Below are 17215 nucleotides of genomic sequence, written 5' to 3'. Positions count from 1 at the left end.
TCAGGGTAAACTAAGGAACCGCCGTATACGAGAACCGTACGTACGCGTGGTGTGAGAGGACAGATAGGGAATTAATCCCTATCTTCCTACTCTATTGCACATAATTTGTACATACAGTTTTTTTGACTTTATTTTAACATTAAAACAACTCATTTAAAGGCAAAAATTATTCTATGAGTTAAATTTTAGAACTTGCAACAACTTGATTAAGAGGTTTTTGATCAATACTTTTTATTTTAAAAATTGCCTAAAGTTATCTTTATTGATAATATTTACCTCTGCATCATAAGCTTCTAGGAAAGTCTTTGGAATTTTTACCTTATTTTTTGGATTCCATTTAATTTCAAAACCTTTCAACTTTCCCTCACCTTCTTCAACATAATCAATTTCTTGCTGTTGCACCGTCCTCCAGAAATATGCTTTACCCAAGGAGTTATTATAGGCCAGAAATTTTAAACGTTCAGCAATTAAAAAATTTTCCCAGAGATTACCTTTATCCTGTCTATCATCCATTAGACTTAAATCGCCAATTATCATATTTCTAACTCCGGTATCGTAAAAGAATATTTTTTGATTGGTTTTTATTTCATTTCGTAGATTCTTACTGAAGCTTGGGAGTTTAAATATTACAAATGCCTGGCAAAGAAGATCAATGTAGGTTGCTACGGTTTTTTTGTCAATACCCAGCAACTGAGATAATTCGTTATAACTTACCTCACTACCAATTTGAAAGGCAAGAGCCCTCAATAATTTTTCCAAAACCTCTGGTTTACGGATTCCGCCATAACTAAGAATATCTTTATATAAATAACTATCAGTTAGTTGTTTGAGAATATCCTTTTCTTCCCCAAAATTATTAATCACATCGGGATACATTCCGTAGATTATTCTTAGCTCTAGTTGTTGCTCGGCTTTAAGAAAGCCCACGTTTGATTCAAATTCACCCCAGGAAATAGGATACAACTGATATTCCCATTTTCTTCCAGTAAGAGGCTCTTGAGTTTGATTATTTAATTCAAAAGCAGATGAGCCACTGACCAAAAGTTGAACTGATTTTAATTGATCTGTAATCAACTTGAGAGTAAGCCCGATATTATCTATACGCTGAGCTTCATCGATAAACACAATATTATAATTCCCTATTATGTTTTTGAGTTGTTCTAAGTTGGGGTTAGAAAGGAGTTTTCTGACTGTTGGATCATCCCCATTTAAGAAAAGATATTCTTTCCCTTCCAATATTTTATTGAAAAGTGTAGTTTTACCAACCTGTCTCGGACCAATTAAAAGAATTGCCTTACCGGTTCCAAAACGTTTTTTAATTTTGTTTTCTAATATTCTTTCAATCATATTCAGGGATTATATTCCCCAAATATAATGTTTTTTGGGGATTGTATTCCCTAAATATTATGTAATCTACTGAAACTTATATTGATCCAATTATAATCAGGCATAAAGAAAAAGAGCTTTTTGAATAAAATTCATTAGAATAAATCGCTCCTTTATTATATTATTTGCTGCATTAGAGTCCTATCTTAATGGGTATTTCGAAATTATAGTGAAACTTATTACTATATACGGCATTAATTAATTCTTCGTGTTAGATAAGTATAAAGCTAATTTGTTCTACCTGTTTTAAGAGTAAGAGGGAAAATTTAATATGTAGTTGCCGTTTTAAAAAGTTAAAGCAAATAAAAATTTAGGACGTTGGCCTGAACTCTTTTGATCCTAATCCTCAAAACCACATAAACCACGACCAGATTCTTTTGCATCGGCCACGGTTGTTTTATATATGCTGGTGGAGCAGTTGGAGAGCCCCCTGCAATCTTCCTTATAATGATATTTTTTACTGTATTTCCCTTTGCAGATATACGCCGTAGTGATTAATGATTCTTCAGAATGAGTAGAAGAATTCAAAGATAGTAGTGTACTAGATAAGATTATAGTAATATTTTCCTCATTTGGATACTTCGGATCAAATTGCGCCAGTCATTTCGGTCTCACTGCGCCAGTAATTTCGGATCAATTTGCGCCACTTTAGCCCGGGTGTAAAATGAATTTCGGTTCGTTTTGCGCCAGTTATTTCGGTTCGTTTTGAGCCACTTCTGCTAATCCAGAAGGCATTTCGGTTCGTTTTGCGCCACTTTGAAGGATCAAGCAATTACCTTATCGCTAAAAAATTAAGCGATATGGCAAATACACTTGATTCTATGGACTTAAAACAAATTATTTCACTGAAGGTGGATGGCCTTAGTAACCGCAAGATCAGCACCACCCTGGGAATTGCACGCAACACTGTAAATAGTTATATGCAGGCTTTTAAAGCCAGCGATTATAACCTCAAAGATTTATTAGTGTGTGATAATGCCATTCTGGAGGCTTTGTTTACTTCTCACACCACTATTGATAATAACCGTTTTGACCAGTTGACCCGTTATTTTGAGCGGATGAATAAGGCCAAAAATCATCCTGGGTTTACTTTTCTCTATCACTATCAGGAATATGTGCAGCAGGTAAAGAATCCTTATAGCTACACGCAGTTTATGGAACACTACCACCGTAAATATGCAAAGCAGAAAGGCTCTATGAAGCTCGACCATAACCCCGGTGATGAACTTTTCATTGATTTTGCTGGTAAAAAACTTCATATCGTAGATCGGGACTCCGGAGAAATCATTGCTGTGGAAGTCTTCGTCTCTATCCTGCCCAATAGCCATTACACCTATGTGGAGGCCTGTAAGAGCCAAAAGCGCGAAGATCTAATTAATTGTTGCGCTAATGCTTTGCAATTCTATGGAGGAGTTCCCAAAGCCATTGTCTCTGATAATCTCAAGTCCGCAGTCAAACGTGCCAGTAAATATGAGGCCGATATCAACCGTAGTTTTAAAGACTTCGCCCGTCATTACAATTGCGTGATCAATCCTACTCGTGGGTATGCACCTCAAGATAAGGCGCTTGTTGAAAATGCGGTAAATCTGACCTACCAGCGCATTTATTATCCTCTTCGTAATATGACCTTCTTCTCCTTGCAGGATCTAAACCGGGAGATCAGGCGCCTACTGGAACCTTATAACAATCTCTTGTTTAAAAGAAGACACGCCAGTCGCCGGGAACTCTTTCAGTCGGTGGAACGGGAGTACTTAAAACCTTTGCCTTCCACCGCCTATGAACTGAAGGATTATCGCCGAGCTAAAGTGCAAAAGATGGGATACGCGTACTTCTCCCCGGATAAAAGTTACTACAGTGTACCTTACCGGTATATAGGAAAAGAAACGATGATCCATTACACCGCAAGTGTGGTAGAGATCTATTACTATCACCAGCGCATAGCCCTGCACCAGCGAAATCCGGCAAAAGGAAATTACAATACCAAGGAGGACCATCTCAGTAGCACCCATAAGTTTTACTCCGACTGGAGTCCTGAATTCTTTAAAAAGATGGCCGAGAAGCACGGCGACAATGTACTTGGGTGTATAGAAGAAATACTAAAAACCGGGGATTATCCTGAGATTGGTTATAAACGGGCCATGGGACTCATCCAGCTTCATAAGGCCTACGGCTCCAAAAGATTAGACAATGCCTGCAAAAGAGCTTTGGATACTGATGCCACCACCTACAGACACATAAAGAACATTCTAAAAAACAACCTGGATAAAAGTTCCCTGTTTTACCAGGACCTGGAAGAGGATAAAGCTCATATCCCGAAACACGAAAATATAAGAGGAGCCTCGTACTACAAATAACCAAGGATCTATAAATTAAATCTAAATACTATGAACAACAATCAGACAATTGAAAAACTCAAACAAATGCGATTGGGAGCCATGGCCGAGTTGCACCTTCAGCATGTGAATAACAATCAGCTCAGCGATATGACAGCCGATGAGTACCTGGCATTACTAATCGATCACCAATGGGAAGATAGGCAGAACCGAAAAATAAATCGGCTTTTAAAGCAGGCAGGCTTTCGTCAGCAAGCCTCACTAGCCGATGTGAATTACACTCATAACCGCGACCTGGATAAGAATATGTTCCTGCGTCTGGCAACGCTGGATTTTATAGACAGAAATGAGAATATTATCATCTGTGGCCTTTGTGGGACAGGCAAGAGCTATCTCTCTCAGGCTTTAGGCCATCAAGCTTGCATGATGGAACACAAAACTATATATGCCAATACTGCCCGGCTGCTTAAAAAATTAAAACTTAGTAAAGTAGACGGTACCTATTTAAAGGAACTGGAAAAACTACTAAAACCGGACTTACTTATTCTTGATGATTTTGGCCTTCAAGCCTTCGATAATCACGCCAGGGAGGCCTTAATGGATATTATCGATGATCGGTATAATAGAAAATCCACCATTATCTCCACTCAGATACCGGTGTCCGCCTGGTACGAGATTATAGGTGGGGACGGGACTCAGGCCGATGCTTTGCTTGATAGGATCGTAAACTCCTCACATCGAATCGATCTCAAAGGAAATTCTTTAAGAAAGGGAGCTTTAAAGGAAATATAAACTTAAATTTTTTTATCATTGTAAGATCTTTCAAAGTGGCGCAATTTGACCGAAATAGGTGGCGTCATCACTCCGAAATAGCCATCATTCTGATCTGGTTAAAGGATACCTGTTATACTGAAACTATTCTTGTGTAAAATATAAACATTTTAATCATATTATAATGTTATTAAATTAGGAGTTGAGCAAGCGCCTTCTTAAATCCTGAAACTCTTCTTCAGAAATTTCATTTTGTGTTCGGAGTTCTTTAAGCTTTATCAGCTCATCTGAAACAGAAAAGTTTTTGGAGCTGGACATTTTAGTTAAAGTTTATTCCTGTTTCTTCTGAGTATTTAAAATCTTCTGCTGGTATGCCTCTTGCTCTTTATTTTTTGAAGTCAACATTATAATCAAGCCTAATAAGGGGCTCCAAAAAAGTTGCTGATAATTTATATGTAAAGATGTGTTTTGGAAGAATATAAATTATACCTTATTTTAAATCAACTTCAGGTCTTTCATTATTCCAATAAGATGAGGATTGGTATCTGCACCAAACTCTTCTCTTAATTCCTTTAAACGCTTTTCTATGGCACTTTTACTATTGGGCTTAATGTTTTTTTTTTTCAATTCCTTTTCTATTTTATCCTGATTGTAACCAATAGAAAGAAATTCAACAATACTTATTTCGAAATTATTAAGGCTAATAAGGTTCTTCTGTGATAATGCCTTTTCAATGGAAGGTGAGTTATAGGTTAACCCCTTATTTAAGGCAAGGATTGCTTGTTTTAAATATTTAATTCCGTGACGGTCTTTACATACATAGGCATCTATATTCCCTGAATCCCACAGGTTCTGAATGACTTGAGGATGATCTTCAATAGAATTTACAATCACTTTGAGGTTTGGGTCTTCTCTTTTCAGTTTAGAAATAAGTTCCTCCCCGGAGCTTATTTTTTCCTCACGATAATCCTGCTTAAAAGAAAGGTCACAGATAAGTAAATCATAGGGATTGTTATTCAGCATTTCTTTTTTAGCCATTAGCCAGGCTTGGTCGCAATATTGTGAATGAGACACATCGACTACTTCGAGATCATTTAAAAGTATGGCTACAGCTTGATTAATACTGTCCATATCTTCTGCAACAAGGACTTTTTTAAACATAATAGTTTTATAATGGAATTGAGATGAATATTTTTAATCCCTTTTCCTTTTCTGTTTCAAAAGTAAGTTTTCCATTTATAGAAGAAATACGGTTTTCCACATTTTGAAGTCCATTTCCATTTTTAACTGCTTCTTGTGTAGCGCCTTTGCCATTATCAGAATAATGAATCTTCAAAAAATTTTCTTCTTCAATGAAAACAAGTGCTACTAAGGATGCCTTACTATGCTTTCTCATATTCACCATTAGTTCCTGTAAGACCCTATAGATCACCAGTTTTTTTTCACGATTTAAAGTGCTCCAGGTAATTTCCTTTTCCCCACTTATAATTAACCGGGTATTAGCCGGGCAAATGTTGGAAAGTAAAGCAACTAATTGCTTTAAATATCCGGATCCTGTGTCAATCTTACTATTTTCTCTTGAAATATCCCGGGTGCGGCTATAGATACTTTCCAGTTTATCTATTGTTTTTGGAGGAACAACTGCTTCAAGGCCACTCATTAAATTATAGATATCATTGGCTAACTCGTCATGTATCTTTTTTGATATTCTAGTTTCAGTATTATAAACTTCTATAATTTTTTCCTTTATATGTCTTTGTCTGTTATAATAAAAAATGAAAATTGCTAAGGCTATGGTAAGAATAGCGACAAACATCAAAATATAATTCCGGGTTTTAATCTTCTGGTTTTCTAAGGCTTGTAGTGCTGCGGAAGCTTCCAGGCTGGATATCTGTTGCTGTTTTCGTTCCTCATCAAAACTTATTTTGGCAAACGTATTTTTAGCACGTAAGTTCATTTTATTTAAACTGTCACTAAGAGCAATATAATGTGAAGTATAATTTGTACTGCCGGGGCTCATTACTAATAAGTACTTTAATGCCTCTACCTGAGCCTGTAGGTTGTGATTTTTCCTACCGGTTTCGAGCCACTTTTTAGCATAATCAAGTGCTTTTATCTTGTTTCGATTTTTATAATAATAGGTTAAATGTTCATAACTTGATGTTTTACCGGTGTCATCATTTTGGTCAATGCGCCATTCTAGAGCTTGGTTTAATTCTGATGACACATCTATATTTCCGTCTTTTAACCATTTAGTAAATGCCAGGTTATCTAAAAACCTTGATCGTGATTTGTAATCGTCTTCAGAAACGCTTCTATGGAGTTTATCAAAAACAGAAATTGCTTTTTTATATTTTTTTTGATCCTGATATACTAGGCCTATATTATTTTGATAAATTAAGCTATCTTCCAAGTTCTGGGCGTAACGCAAGGCTTCTTTGTACTCCTTTATTGCATCATCATAAAAACCCTGATTATTATAGGTAATAGCAATAATATTGTGAGCGCTGCTTAAATATTGAGAATCTTCAACTTCATTTAAATATCGCAAGGCTTCGGTAGCTGATTCCTGGCTCCCAATATAATCTTGCATTCGGCTTTGTGCAATAGCCATTTCCAAGCTTCTACGTGCCGCTTTTGTACTATCCCCAAGTTGAAGGTATTGCTTGCGTGCTTCAAAAGCATTTTTAAAAACTGCTTCCTGATTATCTAAATGTCGATTAATTACTGCTTTTCGGTAAAATGCAAGGGCAATCCAGTTTGTATCTTTCCTGAATGTTGCCAGACGTTCAAGGCTATCTGCGAAAAAAAGCGCACTATCATATTCATCTAAACGGTTGTGATAATATATTTTATAGTCTAATAGTAGCGGGTAAAGTGTATCTTTTTTATTGCGAAGTTTGGCTAAGGATTGATTTAAATTTAGAATCTTAGCACTTATTTTCTCCACATCTATAGCCTGTTCAAAAAAATAATAAGCTGAATCATTTTCAATACTCATATCCAACTTATCCTGGATTCTATTTTTACAAGCGCTGGATAATGCTAAGATCAGGAGACAAAAGATTAGAGGAACAGATTTCATAAAGCGAAAATAAAAAAAGCCGCTCTAAAGCGGCCTTTTAATTTTACATAAGTATAATTTAATCACCCCCGGGCTTCTCTTCGTCAGGATCAGTATTTCCCTCTTCGTTTGCGTAATGATCTTCCGAGGTATTGGTCACCTCGGCAAGGTTATCTTCGGTACACGAAGTAAAATTGAACAATCCGGCCATTAATAAAAGTGTAAAAATTACTTTTTTCATCTTTTAAAATTTTAAAATTTGACATTATTAAGCCCTCCCGAAATGGTTTCGGTTTTGGGACTGGATTGGGAAGTATGGATTTCGCCGGAGCATCGGGAAGACTTCCCAATTTCCCCGAGACTCCGGGAAACCCTTGCTGTACTGATTGTTTTTTCAGTAACAAGTCAAAGTAAAGATGAAAGCCACCGACACTGGTGGACAGAAGGCAGACAAAGGCCGGACAAGTTTGTCTGAATATTTTGTCTAAAGATTTTTATACATTTATGGCTGAAGTTTTACCTGAAAAATGACCGATAAATTAATTGAGCGCGTATTTGAAAAAGCCGGTAAGGAATCCGGAAAAGATTCCGTGAATGGCAAGGCTGAATATCTGGCTGAACATATTTCTGAGGTGTATAAATTTCAGGTTTCATCAAAAACACTTACCCGGTATCAGAAAAAAGAATATTCGCCTTCTCACCCGCTTACCGATTATTTTTCGAAGTTTTTAGGGCATAAGAATTATGGTGAATTCGTGAAGAATGATTCAGAGCCAATTTTGAAGGCAGGAGTGAAAATTCAAAAAAATAGTAAGGCCTGGATAATCGCTTTAATTCTATTTCCGTTGATAGGGGTTTCGGCCTATGTTGGATACCAAAATGGGAAAGAAGAGTGTATGATTTGGCAAGAAGATCATTTTGAAAAAACTACCTGTAGTGGTGCCGAAAATGAAGAAATATTAAGGGCATTTCGTCTCGAGAACTTTAAAAAAATAGCACCTACAGAGACCACTACTTTTTTTAAAAATGGAAAAGCTCAAGTATGGTATGATAAATCTAACAATGAGCTAGAATTTTTTACAGCTCCTGGAACACATCCCACTAACGATAAGACTTTAAAACCAATTACGACTTACATTATTGAAAAATATATAAGAAAATAGCTACATCTTTAGCGACCCCAAAATCCTTTGTCTTCTTAATATTTTCTTAAATTATTTTCACGCTTTACCGAAAACCGTAATGAATTTCCATGTATAGGGTTTAGCTTTACTTCGCTAATACATCAATGATTAGAAGCTCTAAATCTAAACTACTAATGCGTAAAACATTTTTACTCAAAATTTTTATCGTTCTATTTTTGTTTTCTTCCAGTGGTGGTCGCAATGGACAAAGTGAAAAAACTTCATCAATCTCCGAATCAGAAGGAAAAGCCCCGGAAATAACTCCTGAAACCCCGCTAGATGCTACCGTAAAGATTTATTTTGAAAACACCCTGAGTATGGATGGGTATATCAATGGTAATACCGATTTCAAAGATGTTTTTCGGGAAATGCTGGTGGCGGTCGATAATGAAGACCGGATAGACCTTGAAACAGAATTTTATTTGGTTAATAATGAGCTGACTCGTGAAGATTTTGGTCTTGAGAACATTAAGATCTCTGAACGCCTAACTCCCCGTTCAACGGCAAATAAGGGTAATAAAGGGAGTAGTAATTTTGAAGAGATCCTGAATACAGTACTCCAAAATCAGGAAGGTGATGTGGTCTCGGTTATCATGGCCGATTTTATTTATTCTCCCGATGGCCAACAAAATACACCTTCAGCGCTTAATAAGTTAAAGACTTATACTCAGGATGCCTTTCTGAAAGCTACTTCTAAACAGAATGATCTTGAAACCAGAATTTACCATTTTACCAGTGATTTTGATGGTACCTACTACGATTTCAATAATAAACATATTAGAGGGGTTAAAAATCGCCCATATTATTACTTCGTAATTGCACCGGCCTCGCTTATGAATGGTTTTGAAAGTAATATTGCCACTCAGCTGAAAAGGAATAAAACCTTTAAAAACGAAGCATTTTTTTCAACAGAAAAATATAACGAGCAACTCTCATTAGAGATTCTTTCTTCAACAGTCAATAATGGTAGGATAAAGGTTAAGGATAAGAATATTTTAATACACGATTATCCACGCCAGGGTAATCTGGAGTTTACTGTTTTAGTAAACCTGGAGAATCTTCCTCTATCTGATGAATTCATTACCAATCCCTCGAATTATCAGCTTAACAATTCAGAATTTAAAATAAAGAACATCGGCTTGACGAGAGACAGGGATATTGTATTTGATGGTAATATCTTTTTTATAAAATAAAGTTTAGGATCTAAAATGGACCGCCCGTTAAAATTATGATAATTAGGGCATTTGAGTCTCTGTATTGAACCAGAAAGCTAAAGATTTATACCTTATACAAGGTAGTTACTAAAACTCCTGTAAAATTCGGTGATTCAAGAGATAATAACTGTCTTTCTTCTTTAATCCTAAAGTTAAAAGGAGGTTCTAAAAGGTTAACACCACTTTGTTTTTTTAGCCTGATTCCCTGACCGGAAATAATATCTTTATTTGGGAGAAAATTTCCAGGTGGTAAATGCTCAGTTAGAATTATAAATTTATAATTATATAATTTTTTTACTACCCTCTTTATTTCCGCATTCGATAAATGTTGTAAAACCTGCCTGAGAATAGCACAATCTCCCGAAGGCAATTTATCCTTTGCGATATCCAAAACCTGAAATTCTAAGTTATTTACTTTGAACTCATTTTTATTATGCGTTATAAGATCTGGAACTATGTCAACCGCGATATATTTTTTCGAGTATTTTACTAATTCCTTTCCCACATTAAAGTCTCCGCAGCCCAAATCACAAACCTGAGGAGGGGACTCCAAAGAACTAAAAAATGAGGACAAAGCTTCCAAATAGGGATCTACCAGTTCGGGATGATGTGAACCTAAACCAGAGTAATAAACATTTTGATCACCACCCCAGAGGTTGTTTTCATAAATTTGAACCATGGCATCCTTAGTTGGCCAGGGCATTTTTTTTCGTTTACTCCTTGTCATAAAAACGGCTTGGTTGATTTTCTTGTTAGCTAAGCTTCTGCTAAATATTATTGTAAAAAGGGGGTAAGGCTATGATTTTGAATGATTTATAATGTGAGCAATACTTCTCCGCTATTGGTATTGTGGAAGAATCTTTTTAAAATAGTAAATTCTAGCTTCTGATTCCATTAGGGTACGTAAGAAATAAAATTTCAGACTCGGGATGAATATAAGTAAAATCACTACTCGTTTGGAAATTCAATTCCATTTTGATAGCAAAATTGATAATTACAGCCATATTGTGGGGGTAAATCCTTTGTTAATTAAGGGTAACGGGGAGTGGTTTGATGTTTAAGGCTCGTTACAACTTTTTGTAGCACATTTAATTGGTACTCATTTTCTATTTTATGTTAGACAAGCAATAAACTTATTTTTAAGAATTATTTCAATAATGTCCAGTTTTTTATTCAGTAAACTGTACAAAATAATATTTTCTAGAAGCAATATTCTTTGAAAAACCAGTGAATATAGAGCTGGTAGGATTAATAGACTCCCTAAATTTTATGTTCTATCTATAGTGATTTAGTTTAGAGGTGGTAAAAATTCCCAGAGATAAGCCTTAGTTGTACTTTTTACTTTAATTCTCCATTCACAAAATTTATAATTTTCTTTTTATTAAATACAGGATTTGCACCTTCTTCCCCTGCTACGAGTGCTCCAACTGCACAGGCAAAATCTAATGTCTTTTGCAGCTCTTCTCCTTTCAACATTCCTGCGATTAGACTGGCTAAAAAGGAATCTCCCGCGCCTACTGTATCTTTTACCTTAACCTTAAAACCACTGTTGTAATACCGCTTATTATCTTTTAGCAATACCGCGCCATGACGACCTTTAGTGACGCAAATGGTTTCTGTATTGGTTTTTTCAGAAAGATATTGAAGGTTTTGTTCAATTGAATTATATGGTGAACCGATCATTTGAGCGATTTCAAATAATTCGTCATCATTGAATTTTATAAAATCTGCATGATCCATAAGTTTTAGTAAAACTTCTTTATTATAATATGGGGTGCGTAAATTAATATCGAAAATCCTATATTTTGCCTTTGGTAAAAGTTCGAAAAGGGCTTTTCGACTGATTTCATCGCGACAGACCAAACTTCCGAAGATAAAAGCATCCGCTTTGTGTACCGAATTCTTCATCGCCTCTGAAACTTGAATTTTATCCCAGGCTACGGGGTGTTTTATCTCGTAAGTAGCCGAGCCGCTCGCAGATAAAGTTACATTTACCACTCCCGTAGGGTACTGAGGATCCCTGGTTATATTTTCCGTCTTGATATTTTTTGATTTCAGGTAGGAAATTAATTTCTCACCTTTTTCATCATCTCCTACTTTGCTAATCATTTCTGTAGAAATTCCTAATTCGGATAATCTGGAGGCCACATTAAGCGGTGCGCCTCCAATTCTTTCCATATCAGTGAAAATATCATATAATATTTCGCCGAAGCATACGACTTTTTTGTTTACCATTTTATTAAACTTAATTTTTCTAAAAAGGGCAATAATGTCCTACCTTAATTCTTAGCCATCGGTAGAATATGTAATGAACGAACCAACTCAGTTCCAGAACTAGAATGAAACTGAAGATCGTCAAACTGAGTATTTGGAAATATAAGAAAGGTAATGACAGGTTCTCCTCCATTTACAAAGACCTCTACGTTCATCATAATAGTAGTGTTTTAGTAACCTGTATTTTGTATGTATACATCCTGGCTGAAATTGATCTGAGCCTGTGGAATAGGCAGATATTCTTCCCGACCTTCTTCAAAAGATGCACCCTCATAATAGTTGATCTCTTCCGCTTCTTCATCATAATATCTATTAAGGGTTTCTCCTGCAATTCCCCATCTTACAAGGTCAAAGAAACGATTTCCTTCCATGGCAAATTCTAATCTGCGCTCCCAACGCAGTGCCTCCCGGGCTACACCCTGAGTCCAGTTGATATTTTCTCCGTCAACATAGGGACTTATTCCAGTATTAGTTGCGTACGAGGATATTAAGGTTGTACTTTGATCAGCCCTTTCCCGAACCTCATTAATTAAAGGAAGCGCTTCATTATGACGGCCAAGTTCAATTAAGGCTTCAGCTCTCATCAATAATACGTCAGCATAACGAATCTCAATTCTGTTTTTAGAATTTCCGTAAAAGGGATCGATGTTCACGAGATATTCCGAATCTGCCGTTACGTTTTCTTTCAACGAGGCAGTATAACCATAGGTGCTAGGAGATCTGACCCACCCTTCCTGATAGATATATTCTTCGTCATATTTCCAGGGTAAACCGGGAATTGCTACAGTATGAAACAACCGCGGATCTACGCGATAGTCTTCCAAGTTGCTGAATTCTATGTTTGTATCATTATAGCTGGCAAAGAGAGGCAATCCTTCCTCGCCGACCTTGTATGCATTCACTAAATTCTGGCTTGGTTTATGAAAATCACAACATCCAATTCCCTGTGGTGTTGCCAAAACATCTGAATAGTTAAGTCTTCCATGCAGAGTTCCATCGTTATCGGAGAATTGAATGGAAAAAACAGCTTCGGGGCCATTTTCAAAACTTCCAGGAAGAAAGTTATATGCAAAGTCCTCCTCTAATTGGTGTTTCCCAATCACTTGAGCTGTTGCATCTAATACCTGCTGCAATCTTTGCTGATTAACATTTACAACATTATGGTTTTCATCTTGTTCATAAGCCTGATAAAGTCTGGTTTTCGCCAGATATGCATACGCCGCCGTTTTATCTGCCCTGCCCACTTCGGGCTGAGTGGGAGGAAGAACCTCCGCAGCTGCTTCGAAATCACCGGCAATGGCACTCCATAACTCGTCATTACTTAAAGCACGATTTGAAATACTTCCATATTCCTCCACCGGGATATCTTCTGTAACGTATGGGACATACTTAAACATGATCTTCAGCATAAAGTAAAAATGTCCTCTTAAAAATTTCATTTCGGCAATTCTGGTTTGCTTCTCAGGAAAATCGGCCTCATCGATCTGGTTCAAAGCTGCCAATGCTTTATTTACCCGAGAAATAGCAATGAAAGTGTTATACCAAAAGGCATCTAATTCTCCAAAATCAGTTCTAATGTTTTCAGATACTTCAAAAAAATGAAAGACCTGAATATCATTTGTACCACTTCCTCCTTTGTAGGCATCATCAGAGCGAACGTTTCCATATGGCCAAAGACTGAAGGGAATGTCATAATGATCATTACCCAATGCTGCATATGCTGCTGTCACAAAACCATCAACATTTTCAGGAGTGGTCAATTGTTCTTCAGATAAAACGGCATAAGGATCCTCCTCCAAGAAATCAGAACAGGAAACGGCGCCAGTTAGAAGAACTATACCTAGTAAATATGTTATTTTCTTCATAATAAATAGTTTAATGTTTAGAGTGATAGGTTTAATCCCATAGTTAATGTTAGTGGTTGCGGATATCCCCATCCGGCGTTTTCTGGATCAACTCCTGTAAAATCTGAAGAAGTTATCATTAGTAAATTTTGGCCACTAACATATATTCTTGCATTCGTAAAATTCATTCTTTCCATCAGCGCATCCGAAAGACTATACCCCACCTGTAGATTTCTCAATTTAAGGTATCGACCATTCTCCACATAATAGGTGGAAAATCGAGATTCTGCATTGCTGTCGATAGTAGTCAAAGCCGGAATGGATGAGTTTACATTTTGCTGAGACCAGGCGTCAAGAAGTCTGGTTCCTTTGTTCGATCCAACATCATCCACACTCCAGAAATCTGTTTGGAATTTGCGATTATTGATCACATCTACATTTCCAACCCCTTGCCAGAAGGAGGTAAAATCGAAATTCCGGTATCCAAGTGTAATATTAAATCCATAATTAAAGTCTGGATGGGGTATTCCAATCCATGTACGATCATCATCGGTAATCACTCCGTCACCATCCAAATCCCGGTATCTAATTCGTCCTAGACCTTTACCTTCTTGTTCCGCCGCGTTCATTACCTCTTCCTCGGTAGTGAATAAACCATCGGCAACATAACCATACATTGAATTAATAGGTCTTCCCAGAATATTATCTTCACCTCCATCTCCACCATAACTGTTTTGTACTTCCTCCGGTAAATAAGTTATTTCATTTCTGTTAGTGGAAATATTAGCTGAAATTTCATACCTAAATTCTCCTTCGGTTTCATCACGATAAGTTATTGCAAATTCCCAGCCTTCATTCTCCATAGAAGCCCCGTTCACCCATCTATTTCCTCCTTCTCCGATTGTACCCAAATAAGGTGGCAAGACCAGGATATCTTCGGTTTCTTTAAAGTAATAGTCGATATTTCCGAATAATGTATATCCAAAAAAGCCAAAATCAAGCCCAACATTTGTTTGAGTAGTGGTTTCCCATTTCAAATTGTCATTTCCTAACTGAATCCCTCTGAAACCAGAAGGCAATAGACCAGAACCGGCTCCAGAGAGATCGTAAGCAGTTCCATAAGAAGTTCCCCAGGTTGGATCACCTCCGGCATAATCTGAAACATATAATGAGTAAATAGCGTTGTTATCTATTTCCTGATTACCGGTTTGTCCCCAGCCAAGGCGAAGTTTTAAATCTGATAGGAATGAATAGTTATCCTGAATAAAATCTTCCTCGCTAATACGCCAACCGGCAGAAAAAGCGGGGAAGGTTCCAAAACGATTGTTTTCCCCAAATCTCGAAGAGCCATCGCGACGGATGGTACCCGAAAGCAGATATTTTCTATCAAATGTATAATCTATTTTTCCGAAGAAAGAAAGTAAACTGTATGAAGTGGCAGAACCACCATTAAAGGCTTCTCCACTTCCCGCATCTGGATACATATATTCCGGACTTTCAAGAATAAAACCTTCCCTTCTTAAACTGATATTTTTATAGTCGTCTCTAAACATCTCCATACCGGCGAGCAAATTAAAGTCATGCTTCTTAATTTTTAATTCATAGGTAGCAGTGTTAGTCCAGGTCCATTTTAAACTTTTCCAATCTTCGATATTCACTGCGGTTTCATCGTTTTGTAGGTATCCCGATTTATAACTTCTCTGAAGTGAACGACGATAAAAGTTACTGTAATCAATTCCTAGGTTTGTTCGTAAATGCAAGTTTTCAATAAATTCAAGATCGGCGTAGGCATTCCCAAAAATACGGTGATATTTATAGCCGTTATCCTTATTATATTCCAATAAACGTACTGGATTCTGCCTATCGTTCATCCCACCAACTGGACCTCCCCATCCTTCTCCATCTACGGTTCGAACAGGAATTATGGGGGATGCTTTTAATGCCAGATCAAGAACACCCGGATTTTCGATTTCTTCAGTTTTATTAAACGTAAAGTTTTCCCCTATTTCTAGCCGATCATTAAATAATTTATAGCTACTATTCATTCTCGCGGAAATCCTGTTGAAATTTGTAGTCTTTACTATCCCATCATTATCATAATAGCCTAGGGAAAAAAGATAACTCCCTTTTTTTGTTCCATTCGAAACAGATAAATCATAAGATTGTGCAAAGCCTGTTTGAGAAATCTCGTCAAACCAATCCGTATCCGCTGATAGTAAGGTTTGTTCCTCATCCAGATATTCAGGTACAATTATATTATTTAGGACAGCCACTCCATTTTCATTATTAATCCAGTCAAATTGGTAACTCAAATTATTAGAATTGGGATCAATACCGTCATTAACATGTGCCTGCCATAGAACTCGTCCATATTGTTCTGCATTAAGTACTTCCTGCCTATTAACATAGGTCGAGGTTGAGACATAGGTACTAAGATTAATCTGCATTACCCCCTCTTTACCTTTTTTGGTAGTCACAATTATTACCCCGTTAGAAGCCCTGGATCCGTAAATACTTGCAGAAGAAGCATCTTTTAATACCTGTATAGATTCGATGTTATTCGGATTCAATTCATGCATCCCCGCCTTGGTCGGAACTCCATCAATCACATATAATGGATCTGTATTGTTAAGAGTACCAACTCCACGAATTACTACCTGAGTATTTGATCCACTCGGAGAACCGTCAGAAGTAATTTGTACTCCTGGAAGCCTTCCCTGCAATGCTCTTATGGGGTTTGGTTCGGGCTGTTTGTTTAACTCCTCCATATCTACCACAGATACAGCTCCTGTAATGTCGGTTCTCCTTTGAGACGTATATCCAGTGACCACAACATCATCTAACTGCTGATCATCCATTTTAAGGGAGACATCAATAGTTGTTTGATTGTTTACAGCTATTTTTTTTGTTTGAAAACCTAAATAACTGTATACCAATGTAGCCTGGGGATCAACATTTTTAATTGTATAGTTCCCATCAAAATCTGTAATCACACCTTTATTTGTCCCTTCCACTTGAATAGTTACACCCGGTAAAGGCATTTGATCATCTTCGGAAATTACTGTTCCGGAAACTTCTATCCCCTGGGCCCACATAGAAAGGGGTAGGAGAAATAATATTAAAAACTTGAAATTCATAGATTATG

17 protein-coding genes are annotated in these 17215 nt (G+C 36.8%); 6 read left to right on the top strand and 11 right to left on the bottom strand.

The window, feature by feature from the left end; translation table 11 throughout:
• Nucleotides 1–231: 231 nt before the first annotated feature.
• On the bottom strand, nucleotides 232–1347 hold the full coding sequence (locus tag DET49_RS10430; protein WP_133548043.1) for an ATP-binding protein: 1116 nt from the start codon (nucleotides 1345–1347) through the stop codon (nucleotides 232–234).
• 378 nt (nucleotides 1348–1725) lie between these two features.
• A complete protein-coding gene (locus DET49_RS10425; protein ID WP_133548042.1) occupies nucleotides 1726–1914 on the bottom strand; it encodes a hypothetical protein in 189 nt (62 codons plus the stop codon).
• Between the two features lie 272 nt (nucleotides 1915–2186).
• Here DET49_RS10425 and istA point away from each other — a divergent pair, with 272 nt between their 5' ends.
• Both istA and istB read left to right on the top strand, forming a co-directional pair.
• Nucleotides 2187–3740: an IS21 family transposase gene (gene istA, locus DET49_RS10420; RefSeq protein WP_133548041.1), complete on the top strand. Its 1554-nt coding sequence runs from the start codon at nucleotides 2187–2189 to the stop codon at nucleotides 3738–3740.
• 30 nt (nucleotides 3741–3770) lie between these two features.
• A complete protein-coding gene (gene istB / locus DET49_RS10415) occupies nucleotides 3771–4511 on the top strand; it encodes an IS21-like element helper ATPase IstB (RefSeq protein WP_133548040.1) in 741 nt (246 codons plus the stop codon).
• A 174-nt stretch (nucleotides 4512–4685) separates the two neighbouring features.
• Here istB and DET49_RS10410 read toward each other — a convergent pair whose 3' ends face one another.
• From DET49_RS10410 to DET49_RS18480, 4 genes are all read right to left on the bottom strand, one after another.
• Complete coding sequence (locus DET49_RS10410) at nucleotides 4686–4808, bottom strand: SHOCT domain-containing protein (protein ID WP_133548039.1); 123 nt, start codon at nucleotides 4806–4808, stop codon at nucleotides 4686–4688.
• Between the two features lie 177 nt (nucleotides 4809–4985).
• Nucleotides 4986–5651, bottom strand: coding sequence for a response regulator (locus tag DET49_RS10405; RefSeq protein ID WP_133548038.1), 666 nt, complete (start codon nucleotides 5649–5651; stop codon nucleotides 4986–4988).
• A gap of 7 nt (nucleotides 5652–5658) precedes the next feature.
• A complete protein-coding gene (locus tag DET49_RS10400; RefSeq protein WP_133548037.1) occupies nucleotides 5659–7575 on the bottom strand; it encodes a tetratricopeptide repeat protein in 1917 nt (638 codons plus the stop codon).
• Between the two features lie 58 nt (nucleotides 7576–7633).
• Nucleotides 7634–7795 (bottom strand): hypothetical protein, encoded by a 162-nt coding sequence (locus DET49_RS18480; protein ID WP_166636570.1) that lies wholly within the window; start codon nucleotides 7793–7795, stop codon nucleotides 7634–7636.
• A gap of 18 nt (nucleotides 7796–7813) precedes the next feature.
• Here DET49_RS18480 and DET49_RS10395 point away from each other — a divergent pair, with 18 nt between their 5' ends.
• From DET49_RS10395 to DET49_RS10385, 3 genes are all read left to right on the top strand, one after another.
• Nucleotides 7814–8029: a hypothetical protein gene (locus DET49_RS10395; protein ID WP_133548036.1), complete on the top strand. Its 216-nt coding sequence runs from the start codon at nucleotides 7814–7816 to the stop codon at nucleotides 8027–8029.
• Between the two features lie 52 nt (nucleotides 8030–8081).
• Nucleotides 8082–8717 (top strand): hypothetical protein, encoded by a 636-nt coding sequence (locus DET49_RS10390; RefSeq protein ID WP_133548035.1) that lies wholly within the window; start codon nucleotides 8082–8084, stop codon nucleotides 8715–8717.
• 155 nt (nucleotides 8718–8872) lie between these two features.
• On the top strand, nucleotides 8873–9931 hold the full coding sequence (locus tag DET49_RS10385; RefSeq protein ID WP_133548034.1) for a hypothetical protein: 1059 nt from the start codon (nucleotides 8873–8875) through the stop codon (nucleotides 9929–9931).
• 85 nt (nucleotides 9932–10016) lie between these two features.
• Here the strand turns inward: DET49_RS10385 and DET49_RS10380 are convergent, their stop codons facing one another.
• Nucleotides 10017–10679, bottom strand: a complete 663-nt coding sequence (locus tag DET49_RS10380) for a class I SAM-dependent methyltransferase (RefSeq protein ID WP_133548033.1) — start codon at nucleotides 10677–10679, stop codon at nucleotides 10017–10019.
• Nucleotides 10680–10881: 202 nt separating this feature from the next.
• Here DET49_RS10380 and DET49_RS18830 point away from each other — a divergent pair, with 202 nt between their 5' ends.
• The gene (locus DET49_RS18830; protein ID WP_262707987.1) at nucleotides 10882–11013 is read left to right on the top strand and encodes a hypothetical protein; all 132 of its coding nucleotides are present in this window, start codon (nucleotides 10882–10884) and stop codon (nucleotides 11011–11013) included.
• Between the two features lie 277 nt (nucleotides 11014–11290).
• On the opposite strand, the gene DET49_RS10375 is transcribed toward DET49_RS18830, so the two are convergent.
• Genes DET49_RS10375 through DET49_RS10365 form a run of 4 tightly spaced genes read right to left on the bottom strand, consistent with a single transcriptional unit; the run spans nucleotide 11291 to nucleotide 17207 of the window.
• Entirely contained in the window at nucleotides 11291–12187 is an 897-nt protein-coding gene (locus DET49_RS10375; RefSeq protein WP_133548032.1) for a carbohydrate kinase family protein, read from the bottom strand.
• A gap of 44 nt (nucleotides 12188–12231) precedes the next feature.
• Nucleotides 12232–12384 (bottom strand): GH32 C-terminal domain-containing protein, encoded by a 153-nt coding sequence (locus tag DET49_RS18475; protein ID WP_166636569.1) that lies wholly within the window; start codon nucleotides 12382–12384, stop codon nucleotides 12232–12234.
• 12 nt (nucleotides 12385–12396) lie between these two features.
• A complete protein-coding gene (locus DET49_RS10370) occupies nucleotides 12397–14091 on the bottom strand; it encodes a RagB/SusD family nutrient uptake outer membrane protein (protein WP_133548031.1) in 1695 nt (564 codons plus the stop codon).
• Between the two features lie 17 nt (nucleotides 14092–14108).
• Complete coding sequence (locus tag DET49_RS10365) at nucleotides 14109–17207, bottom strand: SusC/RagA family TonB-linked outer membrane protein (protein ID WP_133548030.1); 3099 nt, start codon at nucleotides 17205–17207, stop codon at nucleotides 14109–14111.
• Between the last annotated feature and the right edge of the window lie 8 nt (nucleotides 17208–17215).

Origin of the sequence: Salegentibacter sp. 24 (assembly GCF_004362395.1) — a bacterium.
Taxonomy (GTDB): domain Bacteria; phylum Bacteroidota; class Bacteroidia; order Flavobacteriales; family Flavobacteriaceae; genus Salegentibacter.
Note: the sequence above shows the minus strand (reverse complement) of the source record. Positions and strands in the feature narration are given on the sequence as shown.

Excerpts from the sequence above, each read along its gene's own strand:
- istA (WP_133548041.1), top strand. The coding sequence starts at position 2,187 with ATGGCAAATACACTTGATTCTATGGACTTAAAACAAATTATTTCACTG.
- DET49_RS10380 (WP_133548033.1), bottom strand. The coding sequence starts at position 10,679 with ATGACAAGGAGTAAACGAAAAAAAATGCCCTGGCCAACTAAGGATGCC.
- DET49_RS10410 (WP_133548039.1), bottom strand. The coding sequence starts at position 4,808 with ATGTCCAGCTCCAAAAACTTTTCTGTTTCAGATGAGCTGATAAAGCTT.
- DET49_RS10405 (WP_133548038.1), bottom strand. The coding sequence starts at position 5,651 with ATGTTTAAAAAAGTCCTTGTTGCAGAAGATATGGACAGTATTAATCAA.
- DET49_RS10400 (WP_133548037.1), bottom strand. The coding sequence starts at position 7,575 with ATGAAATCTGTTCCTCTAATCTTTTGTCTCCTGATCTTAGCATTATCC.
- DET49_RS18830 (WP_262707987.1), top strand. The coding sequence starts at position 10,882 with ATGAATATAAGTAAAATCACTACTCGTTTGGAAATTCAATTCCATTTT.
- DET49_RS10370 (WP_133548031.1), bottom strand. The coding sequence starts at position 14,091 with ATGAAGAAAATAACATATTTACTAGGTATAGTTCTTCTAACTGGCGCC.
- DET49_RS10390 (WP_133548035.1), top strand. The coding sequence starts at position 8,082 with ATGACCGATAAATTAATTGAGCGCGTATTTGAAAAAGCCGGTAAGGAA.
- DET49_RS10430 (WP_133548043.1), bottom strand. The coding sequence starts at position 1,347 with ATGATTGAAAGAATATTAGAAAACAAAATTAAAAAACGTTTTGGAACC.
- DET49_RS18480 (WP_166636570.1), bottom strand. The coding sequence starts at position 7,795 with ATGAAAAAAGTAATTTTTACACTTTTATTAATGGCCGGATTGTTCAAT.
- DET49_RS18475 (WP_166636569.1), bottom strand. The coding sequence starts at position 12,384 with ATGATGAACGTAGAGGTCTTTGTAAATGGAGGAGAACCTGTCATTACC.
- istB (WP_133548040.1), top strand. The coding sequence starts at position 3,771 with ATGAACAACAATCAGACAATTGAAAAACTCAAACAAATGCGATTGGGA.
- DET49_RS10365 (WP_133548030.1), bottom strand. The coding sequence starts at position 17,207 with ATGAATTTCAAGTTTTTAATATTATTTCTCCTACCCCTTTCTATGTGG.
- DET49_RS10375 (WP_133548032.1), bottom strand. The coding sequence starts at position 12,187 with ATGGTAAACAAAAAAGTCGTATGCTTCGGCGAAATATTATATGATATT.
- DET49_RS10385 (WP_133548034.1), top strand. The coding sequence starts at position 8,873 with ATGCGTAAAACATTTTTACTCAAAATTTTTATCGTTCTATTTTTGTTT.